General features: G+C 62.1%; 20 protein-coding genes and 4 pseudogenes. 15 read left to right on the top strand and 9 right to left on the bottom strand.

Annotated elements, in window-relative coordinates; translation table 11 throughout:
* Positions 1 to 229: 229 nt before the first annotated feature.
* Positions 230 to 1084, bottom strand: a complete 855-nt coding sequence (map, locus tag KO490_RS10155; protein WP_216019316.1) for a type I methionyl aminopeptidase — start codon at positions 1082 to 1084, stop codon at positions 230 to 232.
* Positions 1085 to 1187: 103 nt separating this feature from the next.
* On the opposite strand from map, the gene KO490_RS10160 reads away from it, so the two are divergent.
* Together KO490_RS10160 and KO490_RS10165 are read left to right on the top strand one after the other, a co-directional pair.
* Positions 1188 to 1394 carry a ParD-like family protein gene (locus tag KO490_RS10160; RefSeq protein WP_216019317.1) on the top strand — a complete coding sequence of 69 codons (207 nt, stop codon included), beginning with the start codon at positions 1188 to 1190 and terminating at the stop codon, positions 1392 to 1394.
* Between the two features lie 184 nt (positions 1395 to 1578).
* Positions 1579 to 1836: pseudogene (locus KO490_RS10165) on the top strand (transposase); the annotation flags it as partial.
* Between the two features lie 367 nt (positions 1837 to 2203).
* Here KO490_RS10165 and KO490_RS10170 read toward each other — a convergent pair.
* Together KO490_RS10170 and KO490_RS10175 are read right to left on the bottom strand one after the other, a co-directional pair.
* Entirely contained in the window at positions 2204 to 3496 is a 1293-nt protein-coding gene (locus tag KO490_RS10170; RefSeq protein ID WP_216019318.1) for a type II toxin-antitoxin system HipA family toxin, read from the bottom strand.
* Positions 3496 to 3741, bottom strand: a complete 246-nt coding sequence (locus KO490_RS10175; RefSeq protein WP_216019319.1) for a helix-turn-helix domain-containing protein — start codon at positions 3739 to 3741, stop codon at positions 3496 to 3498. The genes KO490_RS10170 and KO490_RS10175 overlap by 1 nt, the downstream gene beginning before the upstream one ends.
* A 1016-nt stretch (positions 3742 to 4757) precedes the next feature.
* On the opposite strand from KO490_RS10175, the gene KO490_RS10180 reads away from it, so the two are divergent.
* The 3 genes from KO490_RS10180 to KO490_RS10190 are packed head-to-tail and all read left to right on the top strand — an operon-like array spanning position 4758 to position 7613.
* Complete coding sequence (locus KO490_RS10180) at positions 4758 to 5735, top strand: sialic acid TRAP transporter substrate-binding protein SiaP (RefSeq protein WP_216019320.1); 978 nt, start codon at positions 4758 to 4760, stop codon at positions 5733 to 5735.
* 57 nt (positions 5736 to 5792) lie between these two features.
* Positions 5793 to 6332, top strand: coding sequence for a TRAP transporter small permease (locus KO490_RS10185; RefSeq protein WP_216019321.1), 540 nt, complete (start codon positions 5793 to 5795; stop codon positions 6330 to 6332).
* A gap of 3 nt (positions 6333 to 6335) precedes the next feature.
* Positions 6336 to 7613 (top strand): TRAP transporter large permease, encoded by a 1278-nt coding sequence (locus KO490_RS10190; protein WP_216019322.1) that lies wholly within the window; start codon positions 6336 to 6338, stop codon positions 7611 to 7613.
* Between the two features lie 30 nt (positions 7614 to 7643).
* Here KO490_RS10190 and KO490_RS10195 read toward each other — a convergent pair whose 3' ends face one another.
* Both KO490_RS10195 and KO490_RS10200 read right to left on the bottom strand, forming a co-directional pair.
* The gene (locus tag KO490_RS10195; protein ID WP_216019323.1) at positions 7644 to 8360 is read right to left on the bottom strand and encodes a FadR/GntR family transcriptional regulator; all 717 of its coding nucleotides are present in this window, start codon (positions 8358 to 8360) and stop codon (positions 7644 to 7646) included.
* A 24-nt stretch (positions 8361 to 8384) separates the two neighbouring features.
* Positions 8385 to 10004 (bottom strand): GMC family oxidoreductase, encoded by a 1620-nt coding sequence (locus tag KO490_RS10200; protein WP_216019324.1) that lies wholly within the window; start codon positions 10002 to 10004, stop codon positions 8385 to 8387.
* A gap of 145 nt (positions 10005 to 10149) precedes the next feature.
* On the opposite strand from KO490_RS10200, the gene KO490_RS10205 reads away from it, so the two are divergent.
* From KO490_RS10205 to KO490_RS10240, 8 genes are read left to right on the top strand one after another with little or no spacing between them, the layout of a single operon-like run.
* Complete coding sequence (locus KO490_RS10205) at positions 10150 to 11616, top strand: aldehyde dehydrogenase family protein (RefSeq protein ID WP_216019325.1); 1467 nt, start codon at positions 10150 to 10152, stop codon at positions 11614 to 11616.
* A gap of 54 nt (positions 11617 to 11670) precedes the next feature.
* On the top strand, positions 11671 to 12636 hold the full coding sequence (locus KO490_RS10210) for an ABC transporter substrate-binding protein (protein WP_216019326.1): 966 nt from the start codon (positions 11671 to 11673) through the stop codon (positions 12634 to 12636).
* A 55-nt stretch (positions 12637 to 12691) separates the two neighbouring features.
* Positions 12692 to 14215, top strand: a complete 1524-nt coding sequence (locus tag KO490_RS10215; RefSeq protein WP_252727124.1) for a sugar ABC transporter ATP-binding protein — start codon at positions 12692 to 12694, stop codon at positions 14213 to 14215.
* Positions 14212 to 15180: an ABC transporter permease gene (locus tag KO490_RS10220; protein ID WP_216019327.1), complete on the top strand. Its 969-nt coding sequence runs from the start codon at positions 14212 to 14214 to the stop codon at positions 15178 to 15180. Before KO490_RS10215 ends, KO490_RS10220 begins: the two co-directional genes overlap by 4 nt.
* A gap of 3 nt (positions 15181 to 15183) precedes the next feature.
* Complete coding sequence (locus KO490_RS10225; RefSeq protein WP_216019328.1) at positions 15184 to 16179, top strand: ABC transporter permease; 996 nt, start codon at positions 15184 to 15186, stop codon at positions 16177 to 16179.
* A gap of 1 nt (position 16180) precedes the next feature.
* Entirely contained in the window at positions 16181 to 17281 is a 1101-nt protein-coding gene (locus KO490_RS10230) for a mandelate racemase/muconate lactonizing enzyme family protein (RefSeq protein ID WP_216019329.1), read from the top strand.
* Positions 17278 to 18306 carry a zinc-binding dehydrogenase gene (locus KO490_RS10235; RefSeq protein WP_216019330.1) on the top strand — a complete coding sequence of 343 codons (1029 nt, stop codon included), beginning with the start codon at positions 17278 to 17280 and terminating at the stop codon, positions 18304 to 18306. The genes KO490_RS10230 and KO490_RS10235 overlap by 4 nt, the downstream gene beginning before the upstream one ends.
* Before the next feature lie 7 nt (positions 18307 to 18313).
* Positions 18314 to 19078: an SDR family oxidoreductase gene (locus tag KO490_RS10240; RefSeq protein ID WP_216019340.1), complete on the top strand. Its 765-nt coding sequence runs from the start codon at positions 18314 to 18316 to the stop codon at positions 19076 to 19078.
* A gap of 450 nt (positions 19079 to 19528) precedes the next feature.
* Here the strand turns inward: KO490_RS10240 and KO490_RS16480 are convergent.
* The 3 genes and pseudogenes from KO490_RS16480 to KO490_RS10255 form a co-directional block, all read right to left on the bottom strand.
* Positions 19529 to 19738 (bottom strand): annotated as a pseudogene (locus KO490_RS16480) (integrase core domain-containing protein); the annotation flags it as partial.
* A 15-nt stretch (positions 19739 to 19753) separates the two neighbouring features.
* A pseudogene (locus KO490_RS10250) lies at positions 19754 to 19915 on the bottom strand (IS3 family transposase); the annotation flags it as partial.
* A 378-nt stretch (positions 19916 to 20293) separates the two neighbouring features.
* Positions 20294 to 21214, bottom strand: coding sequence for a LysR family transcriptional regulator (locus KO490_RS10255; RefSeq protein ID WP_216019331.1), 921 nt, complete (start codon positions 21212 to 21214; stop codon positions 20294 to 20296).
* Positions 21215 to 21317: 103 nt separating this feature from the next.
* Between KO490_RS10255 and KO490_RS10260 the strand changes: the two genes are divergently transcribed.
* Entirely contained in the window at positions 21318 to 21725 is a 408-nt protein-coding gene (locus KO490_RS10260; protein ID WP_216019332.1) for a RidA family protein, read from the top strand.
* 203 nt (positions 21726 to 21928) lie between these two features.
* Here KO490_RS10260 and KO490_RS10265 read toward each other — a convergent pair.
* Positions 21929 to 22106, bottom strand: a pseudogene (locus tag KO490_RS10265) (transposase); the annotation flags it as partial.
* A gap of 800 nt (positions 22107 to 22906) precedes the next feature.
* Between KO490_RS10265 and KO490_RS10270 the strand changes: the two are divergent.
* Complete coding sequence (locus KO490_RS10270; RefSeq protein ID WP_216019333.1) at positions 22907 to 23329, top strand: single-stranded DNA-binding protein; 423 nt, start codon at positions 22907 to 22909, stop codon at positions 23327 to 23329.
* Positions 23330 to 23377: the final 48 nt, after the last annotated feature.

The following is a 23377-nucleotide window of genomic DNA, read 5'->3' on the forward strand; positions in this document are numbered from 1 at the left end:
CGTGGGATCAAACACCTAGGATGAGGACCCATTGATCTCTACTGGAAGGCATGATTCATCGCTCCGAAACGGTGAAACTAGCCGCAGCTACCGAGCGTTAGCCTCATGCGCCAGTAACCAAAACCAGCTGTGAGAATGTAGTAACCGGATAGGTCGGTCTGGTCCGCTGCGCGGTTGGAGTACGACAAACTACGTACGCCCCGATGAGGAAGGATATCGTCCACTATCACTATGCCGAAGTCGGCCTGAGCGTAATGCCAGGCGAGTGGCGTCCTGTCGGTGAGAGCGTGAAGATCTCGTAGCCGTCGGCAGTGACGCCGATCGAATGCTCGAACTGGGCCGACAGGCTTTTGTCCCGGGTCACGACTGTCCAATCATCGGCAAGCGTCTTCACATCACCGCGCCCAAGATTGACCATCGGCTCGACCGTGAAAATCATCCCTTCGCGCAGTTCTGGGCCGGTCCCCGGCCTGCCGAAGTTCAGAATATCTGGGGAATCGTGAAAAACTTGTCCGATGCCATGACCGCAAAAGTCGCGCACCACCGAGCAACGCCGGGATTGGGCGTAGGACTGGATCGCATGGCCGATATCCCCCAGGCGCGCTCCCGGTCGTACCGCAGCGATCCCCTGCATCATCGCCTCATATGCGACCCGGATCAGCCGCTCGGCGGCAAGTCCGGGGACTTCAATGACATACATTCGACTTGAATCGCCATGCCATCCATCAAGGATCAGGGTGACGTCGACATTGACGATATCGCCGTTGCGCAAGACCTTCCCGGTCGGCGATCCGTGACAGACCACATGGTTGACCGAGGTGCAGCAGGCATATTGATAGCCCTGATAGCCAAGCGTCGCGGGCTGGGCGCCATGGGCACTCGCGAAGTCGCGGACAAATACATCTATCTGCGCCAGCGCGGTTCCGTCTCGTACCAGATCAGCGACACCGTCCAGACATCGCGCGGTTAGGGCCCCGGCCCGGCGCATCCCCTCGAACGCATCTGGCCCGTAAAGCTTGATGGCAGCGGTCCGGCGGGCATCGGCCGCCTTTGGCGCTACCGAAAGGTTGATGTAGCCGTTCAAGATACCTCCCCTAATGTGAAAACGTCAGATCGGATTGACCGCATCCCGACTAGCCATTATACGCTTCGTATACGTTTTATATATAATAGCAGAGGGTGCGTCGATGGGCATCGTCAAGATCGGGGATGACCTGCACGAGGAACTGCGAAAATCCAGCGCGGTGATGTGCCGATCAATCAATGCGCAGGCCGAGTTCTGGATAAAGGTTGGTATGCTTGCCGAAGCAAACCCTACCCTGCCGTTTACCGAGATCATCGCAGCGCAGCTTAGAAACGCCGACGTGGAAGAGCCGCAGATCAAGACCGCCTGAGACCGGACTTTCGTTTCGCCAGGGGCAATGGCGCGGTCGAAAAACCTGTGGACGCCGCGGCGGAAAAGGGGAATGAACCCAACTTCCGCGCCGTGGCCGGGGCCTATGATCATCGGTCCCCGATGACCGACATTACGATGCCGCCGATTTCCTACAGGGCGGCGTCGCGTGTTTCGAAATCCGCATCGACGTCAAAGATGAAGATGGCTGCGATCCAGGGAGCTTCCCCGAGGCCCAGATTGTTGGGATGACCAAGGAGCAGGAAGCCGGCATGGCGACGGCGGAGATCTGTCACCGGCATGGTCTCAGCCCGGCAACGTTCTACGAGGTCAAGGCCAAGTATGGCGGCATGGACGTGTCCGATGCCCGAAGGCTAAAGGCGCTCGAAGACGAGAACGGCAAGCTGAAGCGTCTGCTGGCAGATGCCATGCTCGACCAGATCCCCCCGCCCCGGGGAGTGGGGCATCGGCACTGTCACTGCGAAGCGGCCTACGACACCCGTCGCTGCCGCCCCGCTGTCATCTACCGACGGGCGATAGCTGGCATCCCCATCCGCAGGAACGACCGGACATTCTGGGAGCGCTGGACGGGATGCCACGTCCGAATTCATATCCGCATTGCGCTCATGAACCGCTTGTGGTTCCGCCGAATGGCCGAGATCGGCCGCTTGGAATGATGACCGACAGGAAAGAGGGCATCACTTTGCAAGCGTGAGTTACGCAACAACGCCAATTCCATGTCGCGCAGTCCACACGCCAAGCAACACAAGGCTCATGGCCGGCTGTGCCGAACGCATTCAGCAAGGCTGGTTACAGGGCGCGAAACGCGCCTGCACGACGCCGTACGCCGGCGCAGATGGCCTCTGCCAGTGGCTGGGGAAAGCCATCGGGCAGGTCCGCGAGCGTTCTTTCCAGCGCGGGTTCCAGTTCCGGCAAGATGCCCGACAAGACTTCCTCGGCCAGCGCGACACCATAGCCTGCAGCCCTGGCCGACTGTAGAAAATGGCGCGGGACCACCTCGTTGATCCGGTAGTGGCCATCGACCGCCATCGCAAGACGCATCCGGTTCTGACGAATCTGACCGTCATCCACCGCCTTCTGGGCGCTCAGCACATCGTAGAGCGGGGTCATGCGGAATCCTCCGGGACGCAATGCAATGCTGAAGTTCTTGGCATGCCCGTCGGTCGCACCTAGCAGCCAGAAAAGCGCCTGCGCGCGAAAAAAGGTCCTCTGATTCGCTGCGGGGTCGTCACTTCCGGCCAGCAGCGCGATCCCTTCGGCAATCCCCGGCCCGCCATCCATCTGGTATTTTCGGCTAGGCGGAACTGTCAGGGCCTGGCAGAAATCCTCCTGCGGAAGGCGGATCAGGCGTCCGTCCCTGGTCCAGCGCCGATCGAACCGCGTCACCACGAGGCTGCGCACATCCTCGAAATCCGCGATCTCGACCTCTGCGACATCCACACCCATGGCACGGCAGAAACGCATGCAAAAATACTCGTTCTCAACGCTGTCGGATAAATCGATCCCGGCAGGCAACACCCCAAGCTGGGTCTTGAGGATATGCGTCGTGGGGGTCAGACCCGAGGGACGGATCCAGGCGTTCTCGTGCCGTAGCAGGGCTGTTTTCTCCTGCGCACCGGCGATGGAGATGCGGAAGTCGTCGTCTTCGTTCAACCCTAGCGGGGCGCTTGCAAGATTGCGCAGCATATCCGCGATCTGCGCCTCGGATACGGTCTCTCCTGCAAGCTGGCCGATCTCGGGGACGTCGCCCGACACGAACTGCAGGGCACCCACGCAATCGCGCCCGATCTTTTCCAGCATATGCCACGCATCCGTGCCGCCGGCACGCACTCGCGCGGCGACGCGTTCCCGGATCCGCAGGTTGTCCGGCAGCAGGTTTTCCAGGTAGGCGATGACGGGACCGCCCCGATGTGCCTCTTCGCGCAAAGGCAGCGAAAGCGAGATCGGCATAGCATGTTCCCAAGACAGCCAACCCGGGTCGTAGGCAAAGCTGATCGCGCCGCTGCCCGCCAGACTCAGAACCCCCACTAGTCGCCCATTCAGAACCACCTGCATCGCGCCGCTGCGCCCATGTTTCGCCATCAGAAGATATCCTCGATTTCGATCGACCCGCCGCGCGCGACCAGACGGAACTCGAGCCCGAGGGCGGCCATGATCGCAAGGACCGTGGCAAGCTTGGTGCCGGCATCGCCATTCTCGAGCGAGGAGATCGTCGCGACGCGCAAATTTGTTCGATCGCTGATGTCACCCTGCGTCCAGCCGCGCAATTTGCGCGTCCGGCGGATCGCCTCGCCGATCTGTTCGGCTGTGCGTGCGGAAAGCTCCATGACCCGTCTCCTTTTACGGAGCAGCGTAAATCCGAACGAATTACGCTGCAACGTAAAAATCGATCTGTTACGCCATGGCGTAAATTGAAAACCTCACTTGCTCCTGCGCGCGAAAAGTGGGCCGCGCCCTGGGCGACAGTAATTCTGCCCGATGCGACATGGCGGCAAAGAGGGTGCCTGGTGCCGCAACATCTCGACAGCGCGGCTTCATGCCCGGGCCCTCATGCGTCAGCATCGGGGCATTCCGTAACTCTCAATCTGCCTGTCACCACGCGGCGGACTGGCCGGCACGTTCAGCCGGACCCTCGTCGCCCGGGGGGCGAGAATATGCTGCAGCAGGTCAATACGAGCGATGCTTACGATCCCAGTATTGCAGGCCCGACTGCACGCGTGGCCGTCGCGCTACCGTAAGGAACGTGGCCCATGGTGGTTCCTTCCGATGCTTCCATAAGATCACACCGTTAAAACCCAGCCGAACTCTCGGGAATCCGAGCGAAGCCCGGGCAGGCACTGCGGATCCGTCGACGCCTGTCCGTCTGCACAAGATCGCGCAGGCACCGCGCGGAACGACCCCGCTTTGCCATGAGGCTTCCGTTCCTCAGTGAGAACGCGCAGTGGCTAGCGAGCTTTCGAATTGCGCCTGCGAAGCCATGATCGGCGCATGCAAAGACTGCGGGGCGCCGTCCCCATGTGAAGCTCGCGCAGAGGCGCAGGGATCGCGGGTGGTATCGTCCGAATATCCAGGCGCGATGGCGGCCATAGTCCCCAAATCCGACACACCCGTGATCGCCGCCTGATCATTCGGCCATTCAAGGTAGCGGTCGCTGGCAACCATCCATGCATGGGATTCTTCATGGTATGACTAAAATATCTTTCCGTAAGCATGTTCCAACGGAGGAATACCCCTCCGCGGGCGCTACATTTCTTTGCCCAGAGAAATAGTGTTGACATCTCAAGGTATCACTGACCCTATTATGGTCGGACCAAACTAGCGGTCCGCAATGAGGGAGGAGAACATGAAGATTATTCTTACACTTGCCTGTGCCTTGTCCTGCACGGTATCTACGCAGGCGCTTGCGCAGACGACCCTAAAATTCGCCCATGTCTACGAGACCGGCCACCCGCTGCATCAAGGCGCGCTGGACGTTGCAGAGAAGATCGAAGCTGCAACCGAGGGTCGGGTGACCATCGAGGTCTTTCCGGCTTCGTCCTTGGGCGAGGAGCTGGCGCTGTCCGAGGGCCTGAGCCTTGGCACGGTCGATCTCATCTATACCGGTATCGGTTTCGTATCCGCCTATTATGCGCCGATCGGCATGACCGACTATCCCTTCACGCTGCGGGGAATCGATCATTGGCAGGCCTTCCGCGAAAGCGAGCTGCTGGCGGACATGAAGAATGAACTGGGCGCCGCCATGGGCGGGGTCGAGGTCGCTGCCGTCAGCTACTACGGCGCACGGCATGTAACCGCCAACAAGCCGGTCCTGGAGCCTGCCGACATGGAAGGGCTGAAGATCCGCGTTCCGAACGCCCCCGCATATCTGATCTTCCCCGAGGCAACAGGTGCGAACCCGACACCTATGGCGTTCTCCGAAGTGTATCTGGGACTGCAGCAGGGCGTCGTGGACGCACAGGAAAACCCGCTGACGACCATCCAAGCCAAGAAGCTTCACGAGGTCCAGAGCGATATCAGCCTGACCGGACACATCATGAACTCGACGCTGACGCTGGTGTCTCCGATGACCTATTCCCGATTGGGCGACGAGGATGCCGAGATCCTGCGCGATCTGCTAAAGGAGAATGCCACCACCGTCACGGACAAGATCGTCGCCGCCGAAGCCGAGCTTGCGGACTGGTTCCGCGATCAGGGGGTAAACGTCCACAACGTCGATCGCGGACCATTCATCGAAGCGGTCACGCCGGTTCTGCTGGAATCCGACGTGCCGTTCACCGCCGAACAATACGAGGCCCTGCAGGCGCTGCCTGGCAACGAGTAATGCGGATCGGCCCGGAAACGCATATCGTTTCCGGCTCGCCTTTAAGGAGTAGCCGAATTGGCGATCACCCCAAACGAGAGCTTCGATGACTACGAGGAGATCACCGACGACCTTAGCCAGATCCGGTGGGAGGACGCGCCCGCCCTGGCGCTGTTCGCCTTCATGGTTCTGGTCGTGGGATTGCAGTTCTTCACCCGATACGTGCTGAACGACAGCATCGCCTGGACGGAAGAGGCCGCGCGATACTGTCTGATCATCCTGACCTTTCTGGGGTCCGCGATTTGCGTGCGGCAGGGAAGCCACCTGCTGATCGGTGTCGTCTTCCGCCACCTGCCCCGCGCCGCGATCAAGCCGCTTGCGATGTTCAACGAGCTAGTCACCGCCAGCTTCTTCGGCGGGCTGGCATGGCTGGGGCTGACCATGATCGAGCGCACGTCGCGGCAGATGATGATCACCCTGCCCTTTCCCAAATCCTATGCCTATACCGCCATCACCATCGGTTGCGCGCTGGCCGCACTCTATGGCGTTGTCAACCTGACACGGATCGCGCGGCGGAGCCCCGAAGATATCGCCTCGCATGCCATCGGAGGCATCTGAACCATGCCGATGATTGTCATGTTCGCGACGCTAACCCTGCTTCTGGTCATCGGCGTCCCCGTCGGCGTGGCCCTCGGGGCCGCCTCATTCGCCTATGTCATGCTTGCAGGCATGCCGGATGCGGTAGTCTTGCACAGCATGGTCGGCGGGGTCGACAGTTTCCCGCTGCTCGCGGTGCCATTCTTCATCCTTGCCGGACATCTGATGAATACCGGGGGCATCACCGAACGCCTGTTCGCCTTTGCCCGTGCACTGATCGGATGGATGCCGGGCGGGCTGGGCCATGTTAATGTAGGTGCAAGCGTCCTTTTCGCAGGGATGTCCGGCGCCGCGGTGGCTGATGCCGGCGGCCTCGGCAATGTCGAGATCAAGGCGATGCGAAAGGCGGGCTATGATGTCGATTTCGCCGTGGGCGTGACGGCGGCCTCATCGACCATAGGGCCAATCATTCCGCCGTCATTGCCGATGATCGTATACGGCGTCATGGCCTCGGCCTCGATCGGACAGCTGTTCATGGCGGGACTGGTACCCGGCATGCTGATGGCGCTGTCGTTGATGATCATGGTCGGCTGGTGTTCCTGGCGTCGCGGCTATCCCCGCGACGCAGGATTCAGCCCGCGTCATGTCGCCACCAGCTTCCGGCACGCCTTCCTACCGCTGATGACCCCCGCTTTGATCGTGGGCGGCATCACCACAGGCGCGTTCACCCCAACCGAGGCCGCCGTCGCGGCGGTGGCATGGACTCTTATGCTGGGATGTTTCGTCTATCGCTCGTTGACCTGGAGACACCTGCTGCGCGTCATGTTCGACACGCTTCAGACGACAGGTGCAATCCTGCTGATCATCGCGAGCGCGGCGATCTTTGCCTGGATCCTGATCTCGAACCAGATCGCGGCCCATCTGTCGAACTCGATCCTGTCCGTATCCGAGAGTCCGGCCTTCGTCATGCTGGCCATTCTTTTGATCGTGCTTGTGCTGGGCCTGTTCCTCGAGACGATTGCGGCGATCACCATCCTCGTGCCGGTGCTGCTTCCCGTCGCGACCTCGGTCGGGATCGATCCGGTCCATCTCGGAGTGGTCATTGTGCTAGCCCTGATGATCGGGCTGCTGACCCCGCCGGTGGGGCTAGTCCTCTATGTGCTGGCGGCGGTATCGGGTGTCAGCTTCGAGCGCTGCGTGCGCGCGACTGCGCCATTCCTTATACCGTTGGTGGTCGTGCTGCTGCTTGTGGCCTTCGTGCCGCAGTTGTCGCTGGCCCTGCCTTCGGCGGTCGGCAAGTAGGCGTAATGCGGGCGCCCTGCGCCCGCATTATCAATCCGCCTTGTCGAATGTCCGACAGACCTGCAGCCACGCACTATCCAGATGGTCGCGCAGTTCCTGCTCGGCCAGTTCGGGGTCACGAAGCAGGATGGCATCGAAAATCCGCTGGTGCGCCTCGAAATTCTCAAGGTTGCGTTGCGGCAGACGGGGCATCCGCGACCATTGCGGTGACAGCCAGGTGACATAGGCGCTGTGGATCGCGGGCAGGACCGGGTTGCGCGCGATATCATAAAGCACACCGTGAAACGCACGGTCGGTCTGATAGAACTGATCGCTGTCGGGGATCGCGGCCTCGTTAGCCTCCAGTGCGGCTTTCAGCGCGGCGATATCCTCCTTGACGGCATGACGGGCCGCGCGACGCACCAACGACGCCTCGATCATAATCCTTGTGTCGAACAGATTTCGGACGCCTTTCTGATCGCTCAGCAGATGTGTCACTACGTTCTCGAGAGCCGAGATCGCGGCATCGTAACCCGGCTTGCGTACAATCGGGCGATAGCGGGGCCGTGCCTCCAGCAACCCCTGTCGCGATAGGGTCTGAACCGCCTCGCGCACGACGGTGCGGCTGATGCCGTATTCCTCCATCAGCGTCCGTTCGGGCGGCAGCTGCGTCCCGTCGGGATATTCCCCTGCATGGATCTTGGCGACCAGACAGCGGATGACATCATCCGCCGCGCGTCCGTTCTTCTTGTCTTCGTCCTGCGGCACGACTGCCATCCTTCCCATATCGGCCTACAAGAGACCCATCACCAGATCGGCGCAACGATCGCCTAGCATCATGGCGGGGGCCTGCGTGTTGCCCGCGTTAATATCCGGCATGGCCGACAGATCGCAGACGCGCAAGCCTTCGACGCCACGCACACGCAGCCTTGTGTCCAGAACCGCCATCGGATCATCAGGGCGCCCCATCCGAGCGGTTCCTGCAGGGTGGTAATTGGTCTTTACGAAGCGCTGGCAATAGACGCGCAGGGAATTCTCGTCGCGATCCTTCGGGTCCGGCAGCATCACGCGTTCGATTCGCTGCGCCAAGGGCGATTGCTCGAATGCGCGCAGGAAGAACCGTTGCCCCTTGATCATCTCGGCCATGTCTTCGGGATGCTGCAACAGGTTCGGCGACACCAGCGGCATCGCCCCCGGATCCGCTGAGGCCAGGCGCACATGCCCGCGGGATTTCGGCTTGACCACCACCGTCGTCACCGTCAGCCCATGCCCATCCTGCACAAGGTCTCGCGTGTCGCGATCGACATAGACGATGGGTACGCAGAAGGCCTGGATCGTGGGAGGAGCCGTGGGATCGTCGGGGTTGACGAAGGCCCCGGCCTCGACCCCGGCCGAGGTCACGGGCCCCGATCCGAACAGCTTGAACTGCAGTCCGTTGCGCAGCATCCGCCAGCCCTGCCCCTGCCGATAATATCCGTAAGGTCCGTTGACGCGCGCCGTGATCGGCACCTCGGGGTGGTCGATCAGGTTCTGCCCCACACCGGGTAGGTTCGCGATGCAGGCGATCCCGTGTTCGGCCAGATGGTCAGCGGGGCCGATACCCGACAGCATCAGCAGCTTTGGCGTGACTAGCGACCCGGCCGACAGGATCACCTCGCGCCTGCAGGTGACCTGATGCTGCCCGGTCTTGTCACGATAGGTCACCCCGACCGCACGCCCATCGCGGATGTCGACGCGCAAAACCTCGGCCTGCAGGCGAACGGTCAGGTTGGGATTCTCCTCCTGCGGGGTGACATAGGCATAGGCCGCCGAGGATCGCCGCCCGTTGCGGTTCATGAACTGATAGAAGCCCACGCCCGCTTGCGACGTCCCGTTGAAGTCGCTGTTGAACGGCAGGCCAAGACCCTGCGCCGCCTGCACGAACAGCCGCGACATCGGGTCGACATGACCGGGGTCCGACACCAGCAAAGGCCCCTCGGCGCCATGCAGGTCGTTCTGCAGGCGGTTGTTCCCCTCCATCCTGCGGAAATGGGGCAGGACGGCGTCCCAGCCCCAGTCGATGCCATCATTTCCCCCCTGCAGCATCGCCTGCCAGCCGTCATAGTCCGAGGGCCTACCGCGCATATAGACCTGCGCATTGACCGATGACCCGCCGCCCAGGACATGGCCCTGCGGGATATCATGCACGCGCCCTCCCAGATGCGCCTGCGGCACCGTCTTGTGATAGCGCATGAAGCGCGTGCCGTTGATCATCTTGAAGATCCCCGGCGGCATATCCAACAGCGGGTGCCGATGCGAGTACCCGGCCTCGAGCAGCATGACATGCGCCCCGCCATCGCTGGCCAGTCTCGCGGCGGCCACACATCCGGCAGCGCCGCCGCCCACCACGATGAAGTCAAATTCCTGCTGCATCACGTAAACCTCTTTGGAGCGACCATATTTCCGACAACCACCCCTGAATCGACGTTTCCGGGCAGTCATTCAGAAATTTATTGACAGATAGCCGTGCAAAGTAAATGGTCGACAAATAATTTGGTCCGACCAGAAGGGACGAGGGATGGCATTCGACGCGACGGCAGATCACATCAAGGGCGGCATGTTTGTCGGCGGCGACTGGCTGTTCCCGCATCCCCGCGAGGTGATCGAGGTCGAGAATCCCGCCGATGAAACCGTGATCGGCACCATCCCCGCAGGCACGCCCGAGGATGCCGATCAGGCGATCCGGTCCGCGGAGCAGGCGCAACCGGCATGGGCGGCCCTGCCCGCCATCGAACGCGGGCGCGCGGTCAGCCGCCTTGCCCGGCGGATCGAGCACCGGGCCGAGGAGTTCGCACGCCTGATCACCCGCGAACAGGGCAAGCCCATCACGCAGGCCCGTGGCGAAGTCGGCGCGACCGTCGGCTTTCTGGATTATGCGGCCGAAAATGCCCGCCGGATCGGTGGCGATATCGTCGCATCGGACAATCCGAACGAAGAAATCCAGATCCGCCGGCACCCTCACGGCGTCGTGGTCGGGCTGACGGCGTGGAACTATCCCGCCGCGCTTGCTGCACGCAAGATCGGCCCCGCGCTGGTTGCGGGCAACGCCTTCGTGATGCTGGCGCATGAGATCACCCCGTTTTCGGGTCTGTTCATCGCCGCCCTGGCGAAACAGGCGGGCATCCCCGACGGGGTGCTGAATGTCGTCACCGGGCGTGGCCCCGTCATCGGGCAGGCGCTGGTCGAACATCCCGCGACCGCGATGATCACCATGACAGGCAGCAACCGCGCCGGACGCGAGATCTTCCGCACCGCCGCCGAGGGGATGAAGGTCCTGCGGCTGGAACTGGGCGGCAAGGCCCCGTTCATCGTGATGGAGGATGCGGATCTGGACCGCGCCGTCGCCGCCGCCGTGACCGCGCGCTACACCAATTGCGGGCAGATCTGCACCTGCAACGAACGCATGTATCTGCATCGCGACATCGCGGACGCGTTTCTGGATCGCTTTGTCGCGGCCTCGAAGGCGCTGCGGATCGGCGACCCGATGGGCGATCCCGATCTGGGCCCCAAGGTCAGCGGGGCCGAGATCGCCAAGATCGCGCGCCAGGTCGATCAGGCCGTGGCGGCGGGGGCGCAGCTTCTGCTGCCGGGCGGCCCGATGACCAACGGTGCCTATGCCAAGGGGCACTGGTATGCCCCGACCGTGCTGGAAGTTGCCGACAACGCGGCCGCAATCATGCAGGAAGAAGTGTTCGGCCCGGTGGTTCCCGCGATGCGCATCGATGATTTCGACCACGCTCTGCGACTGGCCAATGACACCGGCTTCGGCCTGTCGGCCTATGTGTTCACCCGCGATCACCGTCGCCTGATGCGCACGCCTGCCACGCTGAAATTCGGCGAGATCTATGTGAACCGCGCCAATGGCGAGCAGTTTCAGGCCTTCCACAACGGCTGGGGCCAGTCCGGCCTTGGCGGCGAGGATGGCCAGTACGGCTTTGACGGCTATCTGCGCAAACAGACGCTTTACATGAACTGGGACGAATAACCCACGCGCCCCGCAAGAGGAGGCGGGCGCATATCGACAACGGAGGAGGAAAAAATGACCAAGAAACTGCTGGCAAGCGCCGCGCTGCTATCCGTCCTTGCGGGGACGGGTCTGGCCGAAACGCCACCCCTCGAACAGAAGGACCACTACAAGGTCGGCTTCGCGCAGATGGAGTCAAACAACCCATGGCGTATCGCCGAAACCAAGTCGTTCCAAGACACCGCCGAAAGCTGCAAATGGGATCTGATCGCGACCGACGCGGCGGGCTCGGCCGCCAAGCAGGTTGCCGATGTGGATTCGATGATCGCGCAGGGCATCGACGTGCTGTTCCTGCCCCCGCGCGAGGAAAAGCCGTTGATCCCAGCCGTGATGAAGGCGCAGGCCGCCGGTATCCCGGTGTTTCTGGTCGACCGCTCGGTCGATCCAGATGTCGCCAAGCCGGGCGAGCATTTCGTGGCCTTCTTGGGGTCGGACTTCATCGATCAGGGCGAACGCGCGGCCGATTGGTTGATCGATAATTTCGAGGGGGATCAGGGCATCATCGTCGAACTGGAAGGCACCACCGGTTCCTCGCCCGCGAATGACCGCAAGCAGGGCTTCGACGAACGCATCGCACAGGACGACCGGTTTCAGATCGTGGCCAGCCAGACCGGCGATTTTGCCCGCGACATGGGTCGGCAGGTCATGGAGACGCTGCTGCAGGCGCATCCCGACGTGAATGTCGTCTACGCCCATAACGATGAAATGGCCATTGGGGCTATTCAGGCACTGGAACTGGCAGGGCGCAAACCCGGCGAGGATGTGACAATCGTCTCGATCGACGGCACGCGCGATGCGTTGCAGGCCATCATCGACGGCAAGATGGGAGTGACGGTCGAAAGTTCGCCCTTCTTCGGGCCGCTGGCCTGCGAGGTAATGGGCAAATACGCCGCCGGCGAAGAGATCCCCGGCTGGGTTCAGGTCCAAGATCGGATCTTCACCGCCGACAACGCCGCCGAGCATATCGACGAAGCCTATTGAGGTACGCAGGACCGGGGGGCATCGCCCTCGGTCCGCCACCGACAGGACAAGCAAGATGACCGATCTGATCGAAATGACGGGTATCGGCAAGAAATTTGCCGGTGTCATCGCGCTCAGCGATGCCAATCTGTCGATCCGCCCCGGCGAGGTTCACGCCATCATTGGCCAGAACGGGGCCGGAAAATCCACGCTGATCAAGGTGCTGACCGGCGTCTATCGCCGTGATACGGGCGATGTTCGCATGGCGGGGCGCGACCTGACGCTCACCAGCGCCCGCGAGGCACAGGATGCCGGGATCGCGACCATCTATCAGGAACTCAGCCTGGTGACGCTGCGCAGCGTGACCGAGAATGTCATCATGGGCTATGAGCCGCGGACCAGGCTTGGCCTGATTGACTGGAGGGCCGCGCATGCCCGGACCCGCCAGATCCTGACGCGGTTCGGCGTTGATATCGACGTGACCCGACCACTTGGCCAGTATTCGACCGCGATCCAGCAACTGGTCGCCATCGCCCGCGCCGTATCGCTGAAAGCGCAACTGGTGATCATGGACGAGGCGACATCCTCGCTGGACGATCAAGAGATCGAGACATTGTTTTCCGTCGTTCGCGGCCTGAAGCAGGACGGGGTCGCGGTCCTCTACATCTCGCATTTTCTCGACGAACTTTATCGCATCTGCGACCGCGTCACCGTCATGCGCGATGGCAGGACCGTTGCCACGCATGATGTGGCCGATACGACCAAGCTAGGTCTTGTGACCGAGATGTTGGGCCGCGATGCAGGTGAGATTCAGACGGCTGGCCTGACCGCGCTGTCGGGCGGCCATTCCGATCCCGGTCCGGTCCTGTTGCAGGCCACAGGGCTGCGCACACGCACCGGCCTGCGCGGCGTCGATCTGACCATCCGCAAGGGCGAAATTCTTGGACTGGGCGGTCTGCTGGGATCGGGGCGGACCGAAACCGCGCGGGCGCTATTCGGGCTAGACCCGCTGATCAGCGGGCAGATCACCCATCACAGCGGGGCCGCGCTGGACAATCCCGCGACCGCGATCACCCGACGCATCGGTTTCCTGACCGAGGATCGCAAGGTCGACGGCATCATTCCGCATCTGTCTGTCCGCGAGAACATCACGCTGGCCATCCTGCCACAACTGCGAAAGGGCGGCGCCATCGACCGCGCCCGCGAACGCGAGATCGCCGACTATTACATCAAGGCCCTGCAGATCAAGACCGCCGGGATGGAACAGCCGATCCGCGAATTGTCGGGCGGAAATCAGCAAAAGGTGCTGTTGGCGCGCTGGCTGGCGCTGGAACCCGAGATCCTGATCCTGGACGAACCGACACGCGGCGTCGATGTCGGCGCAAAATTCGAGATTCAGTCGATCATCCGCGCTCAGGTCGCGGCAGGCCTTTCCGTCCTGCTGATCAGTTCCGAATTCGAGGAACTGGTCGAAGGGGCCGACCGCATCGTGGTTCTGCAAGACGGACGCTCGGTCCGCGAGTTGCACAATCCCGGCCTGACGCAGGACGCATTGATCGGCGCCATCGCACAGCATCAAGACAGCGAGGTCGCCGCATGAACGCCCCCGACCAAGGCCGCTTTGCGCTGGACCCGGCCCGCCACGGAGCCGGGATCGCACTAATCGTCATCGTGATCTTCAACCTGATCGTGACGCCGAATTTCTTTCAGCCGCAGACCCTGTTCGTGAATATCAGCCAGATGGCGACCATCGCCATCGTCGCGATGGGCATGACGCTGGTCATAGCAACCGGCGGCATCGACCTTAGCGTTGGCGCCGTCATGGCGCTGGCCGGCGCATTGGCGCCGCTGATCTTCCTGTCGGAATTTGCGCAGGCCAACCCGGTCCCGGGCCTGATCGCCGCCATCGGCCTACCCATCCTGATCGCGTTCTGCTGCGGGGTCTTCAACGGGCTGCTGGTCAGCCGGCTCGGCGTGCAGCCGATCGTGGCGACCCTGATCCTGTTCATTTCGGGGCGCGGGCTGGCGCAGGTTCTGACCAACGGCAACCTGCAGACCTTCTCGCATCCCTCGTTCAGCTATCTGGGCACAGGACGGGTCATGGGTCTGCCGTTTCAGGGCTGGCTGGTCCTGATCATCGCCATCCTCCTCTCATGGGTCGTGGCGCGGTCCACCTTCGGGCGGCAATTGCTGGCCGTGGGCGGGAACGAGCGTGCGGCGCGCCTGTCGGGAATTCCGGTGCACAGGGTCAAGATCGGCGCCTATGCCATCTGTGCCGGATTGGCGGGGCTGGCGGGCCTGATCGTCGTCGCGATCAACTCGGCCTCGGATGCGGCGCGGATCGGCAATCTGATGGAGCTGGACGCGATCGCCGCAGCCGTCGTCGGCGGCACCCTGCTGCAGGGCGGGCGCGCACCGATCTTAGGCGCGATCCTGGGCGCGATCATCATCCAGCTGGTGAAATACACCCTGCTTGCCAATGGCATCGCCGACGAGGTCGCGCTGATCGCCAAGGCAGCGATCATCATCGCTGCTGTCTATTTGCAGCAAGCCCGGAAGGAGTAAGCGATGTCTGTCACCACAGCCTTCGATCTGCGTCGCCATCTGCGGGGCGGCGGGCATTCCACCGGGGTCTGGGCCGCGCTGGCCGCGCTCATCCTGTTCGGCCTGCTGCGATACGAGAATTTCGGCGGGGCCTACAACATCTCGTCCTTCCTGAACTACAATGCGATGTTCATCGTCATTTCTGTCGGGATGTGCTTCGTCATCCTGACTGGCGGGATCGATCTGTCGGTGGGGTCGGTCGCGGCCTTCACCTCGGTCGTCGCGGCCTATCTGTCGCCCTTGGGCATTCAGATCGCCCTGCCCGGCGCGGTCATGGCGGGGCTGACGATGGGGGCGCTGAATGCCTTCTTCGTCGTCTCCATGCGAATCCCGCCGTTCATCGCGACACTGGCCACGATGCTGGGGGCTAAGGGCGGCGCATTGGTGATTTCGGGCGCACAGACGATTTCCATCGACTGGGGATCGAACTTCACCAGCCTGGGAATGGGCAAGGCCTTCGACTTGCTGCCCTGGACCGCCGTCATCACCGCCATCGTGGTGGTCGGGCTGTGGATCCTGTTGGAACAGACATCGCTTGGCCGCACCGTCCTTGCCATCGGTGGGGGAGAGGATGCTGCTGCGATGATGGGGCTGAATACGCGCGGTGCCAAGGCATTCGTCTATACGCTCAGCGGCGGCTGCGCGGGGCTGGCCGGGGTGTTCCTGGCATCGGGCTTCGGCGCCGGCCAGCCGCTCGAAGGCATCGGCTGGGAACTGTCGGCTATCGCGTCGGTGGTCGTCGGCGGCACGCTGCTAACGGGGGGCCTCGGCTCGGTCGGGGCGACGGTCGCGGGGGCCCTGCTGCTGGGCCTTGTCTTCAACATCCTCAATTTCGAGAACGGGCGCGGCGTCATCAGCCTCAGCGCATATTGGCAAATGGTCATCCGGGGCGCGTTCCTGCTGCTGGTGATCCTGCTGCAGAGCCGGCTGTCGCGCGCCACACAGAAGGAGCTTTCCTGACATGGCAAGGATCAAGGCCGTCACGGCCCGCCTATTCAACGTACCGCTGGACGAGGTGCTGACCGACGCCAAGCATGGCGATCACACCCATTTCCAGCTGATCACCGCCACCGTCACGCTGGAGGACGGGTCCGAGGGAACCGGCTATACCTATACCGGCGGGAAGGGCGGACATGCCATTCTGGCGATGATCCGGCACGACCTGGCGCCTTTCCTGACCGGACGGGACGCATCGGCGGTCGAGGACCTGCATGACGCGATGCAATGGCATGTCCACTATGTCGCGCGTGGCGGCATCGCGTCCTTTGCCATTTCGGCGGTCGATATTGCGCTCTGGGATCTGCGTGGCAAGGCCAGCGGTCAGGCATTGTGGCAGATGGCGGGCGGAAGCGCGCGGGACTGTCGCGCCTATGCAGGCGGGATCGATCTGAACTTTCCCCTGCCGAAGCTTCTGAACCAGATCCGCGGTTACCTTGCCGCCGGCTTCGACGGGGTGAAGATCAAGATCGGCCAGCCGACGCTGGAACAGGATGTCGAACGCGTTCGCGCTGTACGCGAGCTGATCGGCCCGGACGTCACCTTCATGGTCGATGCCAATTACTCGATGTCGGTCGAGGATGCGCAGAGGGCCGCGCAGGCGTTCGCGCCTTTCGACATCACCTGGTTTGAGGAACCGACCATCCCCGACGATTACAAGGGCTATGGCCGGATCGCCGAGACCTCGCCCATTCCTCTGGCGATGGGTGAGAACCTGCACACGATCCACGAATTCGAATACGCAGTCGCAGATGCCCGGCTGGGCTTCATCCAGCCCGACGCCAGCAATTGCGGCGGCATCACCGGCTGGCTGCGGGTCGCGCAGCTGGCACAGGCGCATGACCTGCCGGTCTGCAGCCACGGCATGCAGGAACTGCATGTCAGCCTGGTCTCGGCCCAGCCGAATGCCGGCTGGATCGAGGTCCATTCCTTTCCCATCGACCGCTATACCCTTGCCCCGCTGAGCCTGCGCGATCACCGCGCCGTAGCACCCGACGCGCCGGGCGTCGGTGTCACCTTCGACTGGGACAAGCTGAACAACGCACATCAGGAGTTGCACGCATGACGATGATCGACGCCGCCTTCTATCGCGGAAATCGCATTTTCCGGGTCGAACGCACGGAAACCCCCGCCCCCGGGCCGGGTCAGGCGCAGCTGCGCATCGCCTTCTGCGGCATCTGCGGGACGGACATGCATGTGTTCCACGGCAATATGGACGCCCGCGTTGGCCTGAACCGCATCGTCGGGCACGAAATGTCGGCCGTGGTCGAGGCGATCGGCGAAGGCGTGACCAACGTGACCCCCGGCCAGAAAGTCGTCGTGCGCCCTCTTGATCCCTGCGGCGAATGTCCGGCCTGCAAGCGCGGCCACGGCCATATCTGCCACAACCAGATATTCCTAGGTCTGGATACCGACGGGGCCATGCAGGAATTGTGGAACGCCCCGGCTCATACGCTGCATGTGCTGCCCGACGACATGCGCCTAGACCATGCCGCGCTGATTGAACCGGTCGCCGTGGCCTGTCACGATGTCCGCCTGGCGAATGTCCAGCAGGGCGAGGATGTCGTCGTCATCGGCGGCGGTCCCATCGGCATTTTGGTCGCCATGGTCGCGCGTGAGGCGGGCGGCAATGTCGTCATTTCAGAAGTGAACCGCGCCCGTCTGAGCATTGCCGAGGGTCTGGACTTCGACACCATCAACCCGGCTGAATCCGACCTGAAGGCAATGATCGACGAACGCACGGGCACCAAGGGTGCCGATGTCGTCTTCGAGGTATCGGGCAGCCAACCCGGCGTCGATGCTATGACCGCCATCGCCGCCACCCGCGCCCGGATCGTGATGGTCGCGATCCACGCCAAGAAGCCGCAGATCGACCTGTTCCAGTTCTTCTGGCGCGAATTGCAGCTGATCGGTGCACGGGTCTATGAACCGCAGGACTATGATCAGGCCATCGCACTGGTCGCAGGGGGCCGCATCGACGCGCAGAAGATCATCACCAATGTCAGCCCGCTTGCCGATATCCAGCGCGCGTTCGAGGCGCTGGACGAAAGCCCCACGGCGATGAAAAGCCTGATCAAGGTGGGAGAATGACATGAGCGTGCTGTCCAGTTTCGACCTGACCGGCAAGACCGCGCTGGTCACCGGCTGCAAACGCGGCATCGGGCGCGGCATGGCCGAGGCCTTGGCCGAGGCGGGCGCCGATATCGTCGGCGTCAGCGCATCCTTGGAAAGCGCGGGCTCGGATGTTGAGTGCGCGGTCCGAGCGCTTGGGCGCGATTTCCGCGCCTATCGATGCGATTTCTCGCACCGTCAGGCGGTCAAGGATTTCGCGACGCAGCTGCAGGCGGACGGCATTGCGCCCGACATCCTGGTCAACAATGCGGGCACCATCCGTCGCAAGCCCGCCGCCGAACATCCAGAGGAATGGTGGGACGAGGTGATCGAGGTGAACCTGTCGGCGCAGTTCATCCTGTCACGCGAGATAGGGCGCGGCATGATCGCGCGCGGATCGGGCAAGATCATCTTCACGGCGTCCTTGCTGACATTCCAGGGCGGGATCACGGTTCCGGGATATGCTGCCTCGAAGGGTGGGATCGGCCAGTTGACCAAGGCGCTTGCGAATGAATGGGCGGGCAAGGGCGTTAACGTCAATGCCATCGCGCCGGGCTATATCGCAACCGACAACACGCAGGCGCTTCAGGACGATCCGGACCGGTCGCAGGCCATCCTAGGACGGATCCCGCAGGGTCGTTGGGGCACGCCACGCGACTTCGCAGGACCCGCGGTGTTCCTTGCATCCGCCGCCTCCAACTATGTCAACGGCGAGGTGCTGGTCGTGGACGGCGGCTGGATGGGACGCTGAACGTTCGTGGGGGTCGGGCAACGCGGACCGCATCAATGCCCGACCCCGTGCTGATCTTCGTTCGGGATGTCGTCTGCGCCTGTCCCTCTTGAGCCCTTGGGCTGCAAGCGATGTGACAGGTACTCCGAGGCGCGAAGATCGGGCTTCTCTGCGATCTCCAGACAGTATCCGTCACGTCTTCGACGGATTCCTCCGACGCTGTTCACTTCGGTATCGTCCGGCCAAGGGGCTGGCAGGCGGTGGTCGTGCCCAAGACGCGCCTTGGCCTTGGGGATGTTCAACCGGTACAGGTCGATGCAATCATGCCCTCGTCGCCGCCCGAGGGCCTCAATCATGATGCTGCCGCGCGAAGCAGATCCTGTATCCGCGAGCCCAATCGCCGGCGGCTGCCTATCCATTTGAACCGCGCCGGGCTTGCTGGAGGCTCCAACTCCTGAGTAAATTGGAGCATCATGAGCAACACAACGAACAAGTTTTCTCCGGAAGTGCGTGAATGCACGTGAGCTGACCCCATCGAATGGTCCGGGTTAAATGCTCATGCATGGTCGGCCTTCGATCTATGGGGATGAAGGCCCCCGGTGCCGGTGTCCGATATCCAAGAACGCTATGCGGCCGAGCAGTGTTGTAGTGCTTTCTACATTGTTCGATGAGGATCTGTGAATGCCTCCGCGTTTCTTAGACGCCCTCGTGCCTCAGTTTCTGTTGCTGCTCGAGCTCGAGGGGCGAAAACATTCCGTTCCGCGCGTGCTTGCGCTTCGGATTGTAGAACATCTCGATGTAGTCGAACACGTCTCGCTTGGCTTCCTCTCGGGTGACCGAAACACCGCGTCGACTTCTGCTGGGGATGCGCTGTCATCCGGCGCGCGGGCAACTCGCAGAATGGATGAGCATCGGTGGTGTGATAGGTAACCTGCTGCGCGCCGTCGCGCCGAGCGGTTGGCTTTTCCTGAACAAGTCGGGCAGCGGGAGGCAAACGCGCAACATCTAGCGATGATCATTCCCGAAAGGGGGGGCGGCTCCCTGGATCGTCACCATTTTCATCTCAGACGTCGATGCGGATTTCGAGACACGCAATGCTGCACTCTGGCAGATCAGCCGTGCCGTGATGTCAGTGAGCCGGAACTGAAAACCGCTAGCCCTGTTCGGCCGCGAGACGTCTGCATCGTCGTGCCGCATCACACGCGGCATGACGATCTCAGCGCCTACGTGACTGTATCAGTCAAGCGCAACGTCAGCCCCGGGGGTTGCGAGCTCTGACACCAAGGCGTCGATGAAGCGCCGCACACGCGGCTCCAGGAACTTCTTGTGCGGGTAGAGGGCGATGATCGGCACCTCGCCACAGTCGACATCCGGCAAGACCCGCAGAAGGCGTCCCGCATGCAGGTCATCCTTGACCAGGGCCATCGGCAGCAGGGCGATCCCCATCCCCGCCAGCGCCGCCGCGCGCAGACCTTCTGCGCTGTCCGTGCGCAGGGGCACGCGGCCCGACACGTTGCCCGGAAAGCTGCTGGGATCCTGCAGGGACCAGGCCTGGCGCTTCGCGACACTTGAAAATTGCAGCAGGTCGTGGGTGCTGAGCTGGTCGAGGTTCCGGGGCGCATCGCGGTCTGCCAGGTAGGCGGGCGAGGCGCATAGCACGGTTTTCTCCACCGTGAGCGTTCGCGAGATCAGAGAGGCATCCGGGGTCGTGACGCCGACCCGCACGGCCAGATCAAAACCATCCTCGATGATGCGGCTGACGGTGTCGGAAAAACTGATTTCAAAGCGGATGTCAGGCCAAGTCTTTTGGAACGTCGCAATGACAGGCACAATGATGCGTCGACCAAGCGCATCCGGTGCGGTTATCCGTAGCGTGCCCCTGGGAATGCCGTCTGTGGTTCCCAGACACGCATCGGCTTCGGCAATGGCCGCCTGAATGGCTTTGCCCTGCGCGAATAACCTCTGGCCCGCCTCGGTCAGGCTAACGGCACGGGTCGTGCGGTTCAAAAGGCGGACACCGTACCTGTCCTCCAGCCGCGCCACGGCCTTTCCTGCCGTCGAGCGTGAGAGACCAAAGGCCCGACCCGCAGACGCGAAGTTCCCAGTTGTGGCGACCGACATGAACACAAGGATGTCGTTGACCTTCGAGTCACCCATGCCGTGCCGCTTGTCGAGCTTTGTTCGCCTCAGATGCGAAATCCATTCGTCAATGTTTCGCCATATTCAGCGGACATTCAAGTGTAATCATGGGACAGGCACAATGCGGACCTCGCTGAAAAGAATGAACCCCGCAACGCTTCCGAACGCGCGCAACATGGGCTACTCGCAAATTGTCATCGCGAATCCGGGCGCCTTGGCTTTCGTGTCCGGGCAGGTGGCCCAGACCGCAGACGGATCCGCCGTTCCGGTCGGGCTGGAGGCACAGACAAGGCAGGTCATTGCAAACCTCGTGAAAGCATTGAAGGCCGTGGGCGCAAGCCCCCATGACATCGTTCAGATGCGCATCTACGTCACAGATCTGGACGAGGACGCCATGGCCATCGCGATGCCTCCCATCATGGCGTTTCTTGACGGGGCAGCGCCCAGTTTGACGGGGGTCGGCGTCGCCGCGCTGGCCGGACCCGATCTTAAGATTGAAATCGAAATGATCGTACAGATCCCCACCTGACCCGATCATGCGCTTGGCGCCAACGCTGCCCGGCTCAAGTGCAGCTTTCGACCGATATTGCAGAAGCGCGAAGCGACTCCGAACAGAAGGTGCGCGACCATCCAGAGGAGGGCCTGCATCAGGCACTCCGAGTGATGCTCCGCGCTTCAAAACCTTCACGGCAAACTACGCCAGAGGAACGGACGCAACTCTTCTTCGCACCATTGCCGGGAGGTCGTCGGCGTCATGCCCCCGAATCTAGCCTTCCAGTTATAGAAGGTGCCTTCCGACATACCGTGCTTGCGGCACAGGTCCGCCCACTTTGCGCCGTCGACGTATACGTCGACCATGCTCGGCCATGATGCCGATGATCTGTTCGTCCGTGAATCTCGTTCGCTTCATTGTCCGTCCTCAAGTCGGGCCAGACGCTAATCGACGGTGGAGGAAAGATCCCGTGGCAGGTCACTTTCTTGACTGGGAGAAAAGATCGGAGACGAAGGCGACGATCCGTAATTGGAGGACCTTCTACAACCACCAGCGACCGCACTCCAGCACTCGGCGGCAAACCACCGGCGCTGCTCTACGCGCAAGGACATGATAGCTGCTAACCCGATCAGCAGATGCAACGAGTAGCTTAAATCACGCCAGATCCTGCCCAACGATCGGGGAGCCGCCTGGTCGCGCTAATTATAGTGCAGTTGTTCGCGACGATGAATAGCCACGGGGTCAATCGTAATGCAACGGTTGTCTTTTACTCTGCAAAGCTATCAGATTCCGTAAGCATTCCCCTTGGAAGATCTGTCTTGCTCGGCAATGCCGTCCCGCGCTAAATTTGAGATACTTTCTGCTTTGCAGAGGACAGGTCGTCGCCTGGGGCCCACCCGAAGACATCATGTTCGCAGGCAGTTCCTGCGACGGCTCACGGCCCGTGAAGGGTGCGTCTCATCCGGCTCGATCCGGAAAGGCGGATGGCTCATGAAGCCTAAGCGGTGGTCGTAATGGCCCATTCGAGACCCGAAAGCTCTCGAAACCGCCTGTCAGTCCGGGCAATGCCCCGGCCGCGTCAGTCGCATCATGAGACACGACGCGCGGCATGGACCAAAATCCATGCGGGCTGAATACCTATGTCTGAAATCGTTGAAACCCGTTCGGGAGCTATCCCCCGAGGTGGGGCTTGCTCCCTTTCACCCTAGGAGAAAGCCATGTTCAACCGCATTCAGCTTGTCGGCAATCTTGCCGATGATGCGATCATTCGCGTCACCCAATCGGGAGTGCGCTACGCGACCTTCCGAGTGATCACCTCCGATGAAGTCTACTCTTCCGAGACAGGCTCCTGGGGGGCTCAGACGACAGCATTCGATGTTGTCATCTGGGGGCATCTTGCAAAATACGCAGAGAAGGCGGCTCGCAAGGGCAACCTCTTTCTCGTCGAAGGCAAGATGAAGGAACACCGCCACGAGAAGGACGGTCAGACCCGCTACAGTTGGCAGGTTGTCGTCAACGATCGTCTCGGTGCGATCCGTGCACTTTCTCGTCCCGCAGAGGATGCCCGCAGGGATCCTTACGGATCTGATCGTGCAACCGATCAAACCATAGACGACGAGCTGGTCGAACAGTTCGACTGATCACCGACGCCACAATCCGTCAGCTAACAAGCTGACATCCCTAATGGG

Origin of the sequence: Paracoccus sp. C2R09, from assembly GCF_018860625.1 — a bacterium.
Taxonomy (GTDB): domain Bacteria; phylum Pseudomonadota; class Alphaproteobacteria; order Rhodobacterales; family Rhodobacteraceae; genus Paracoccus.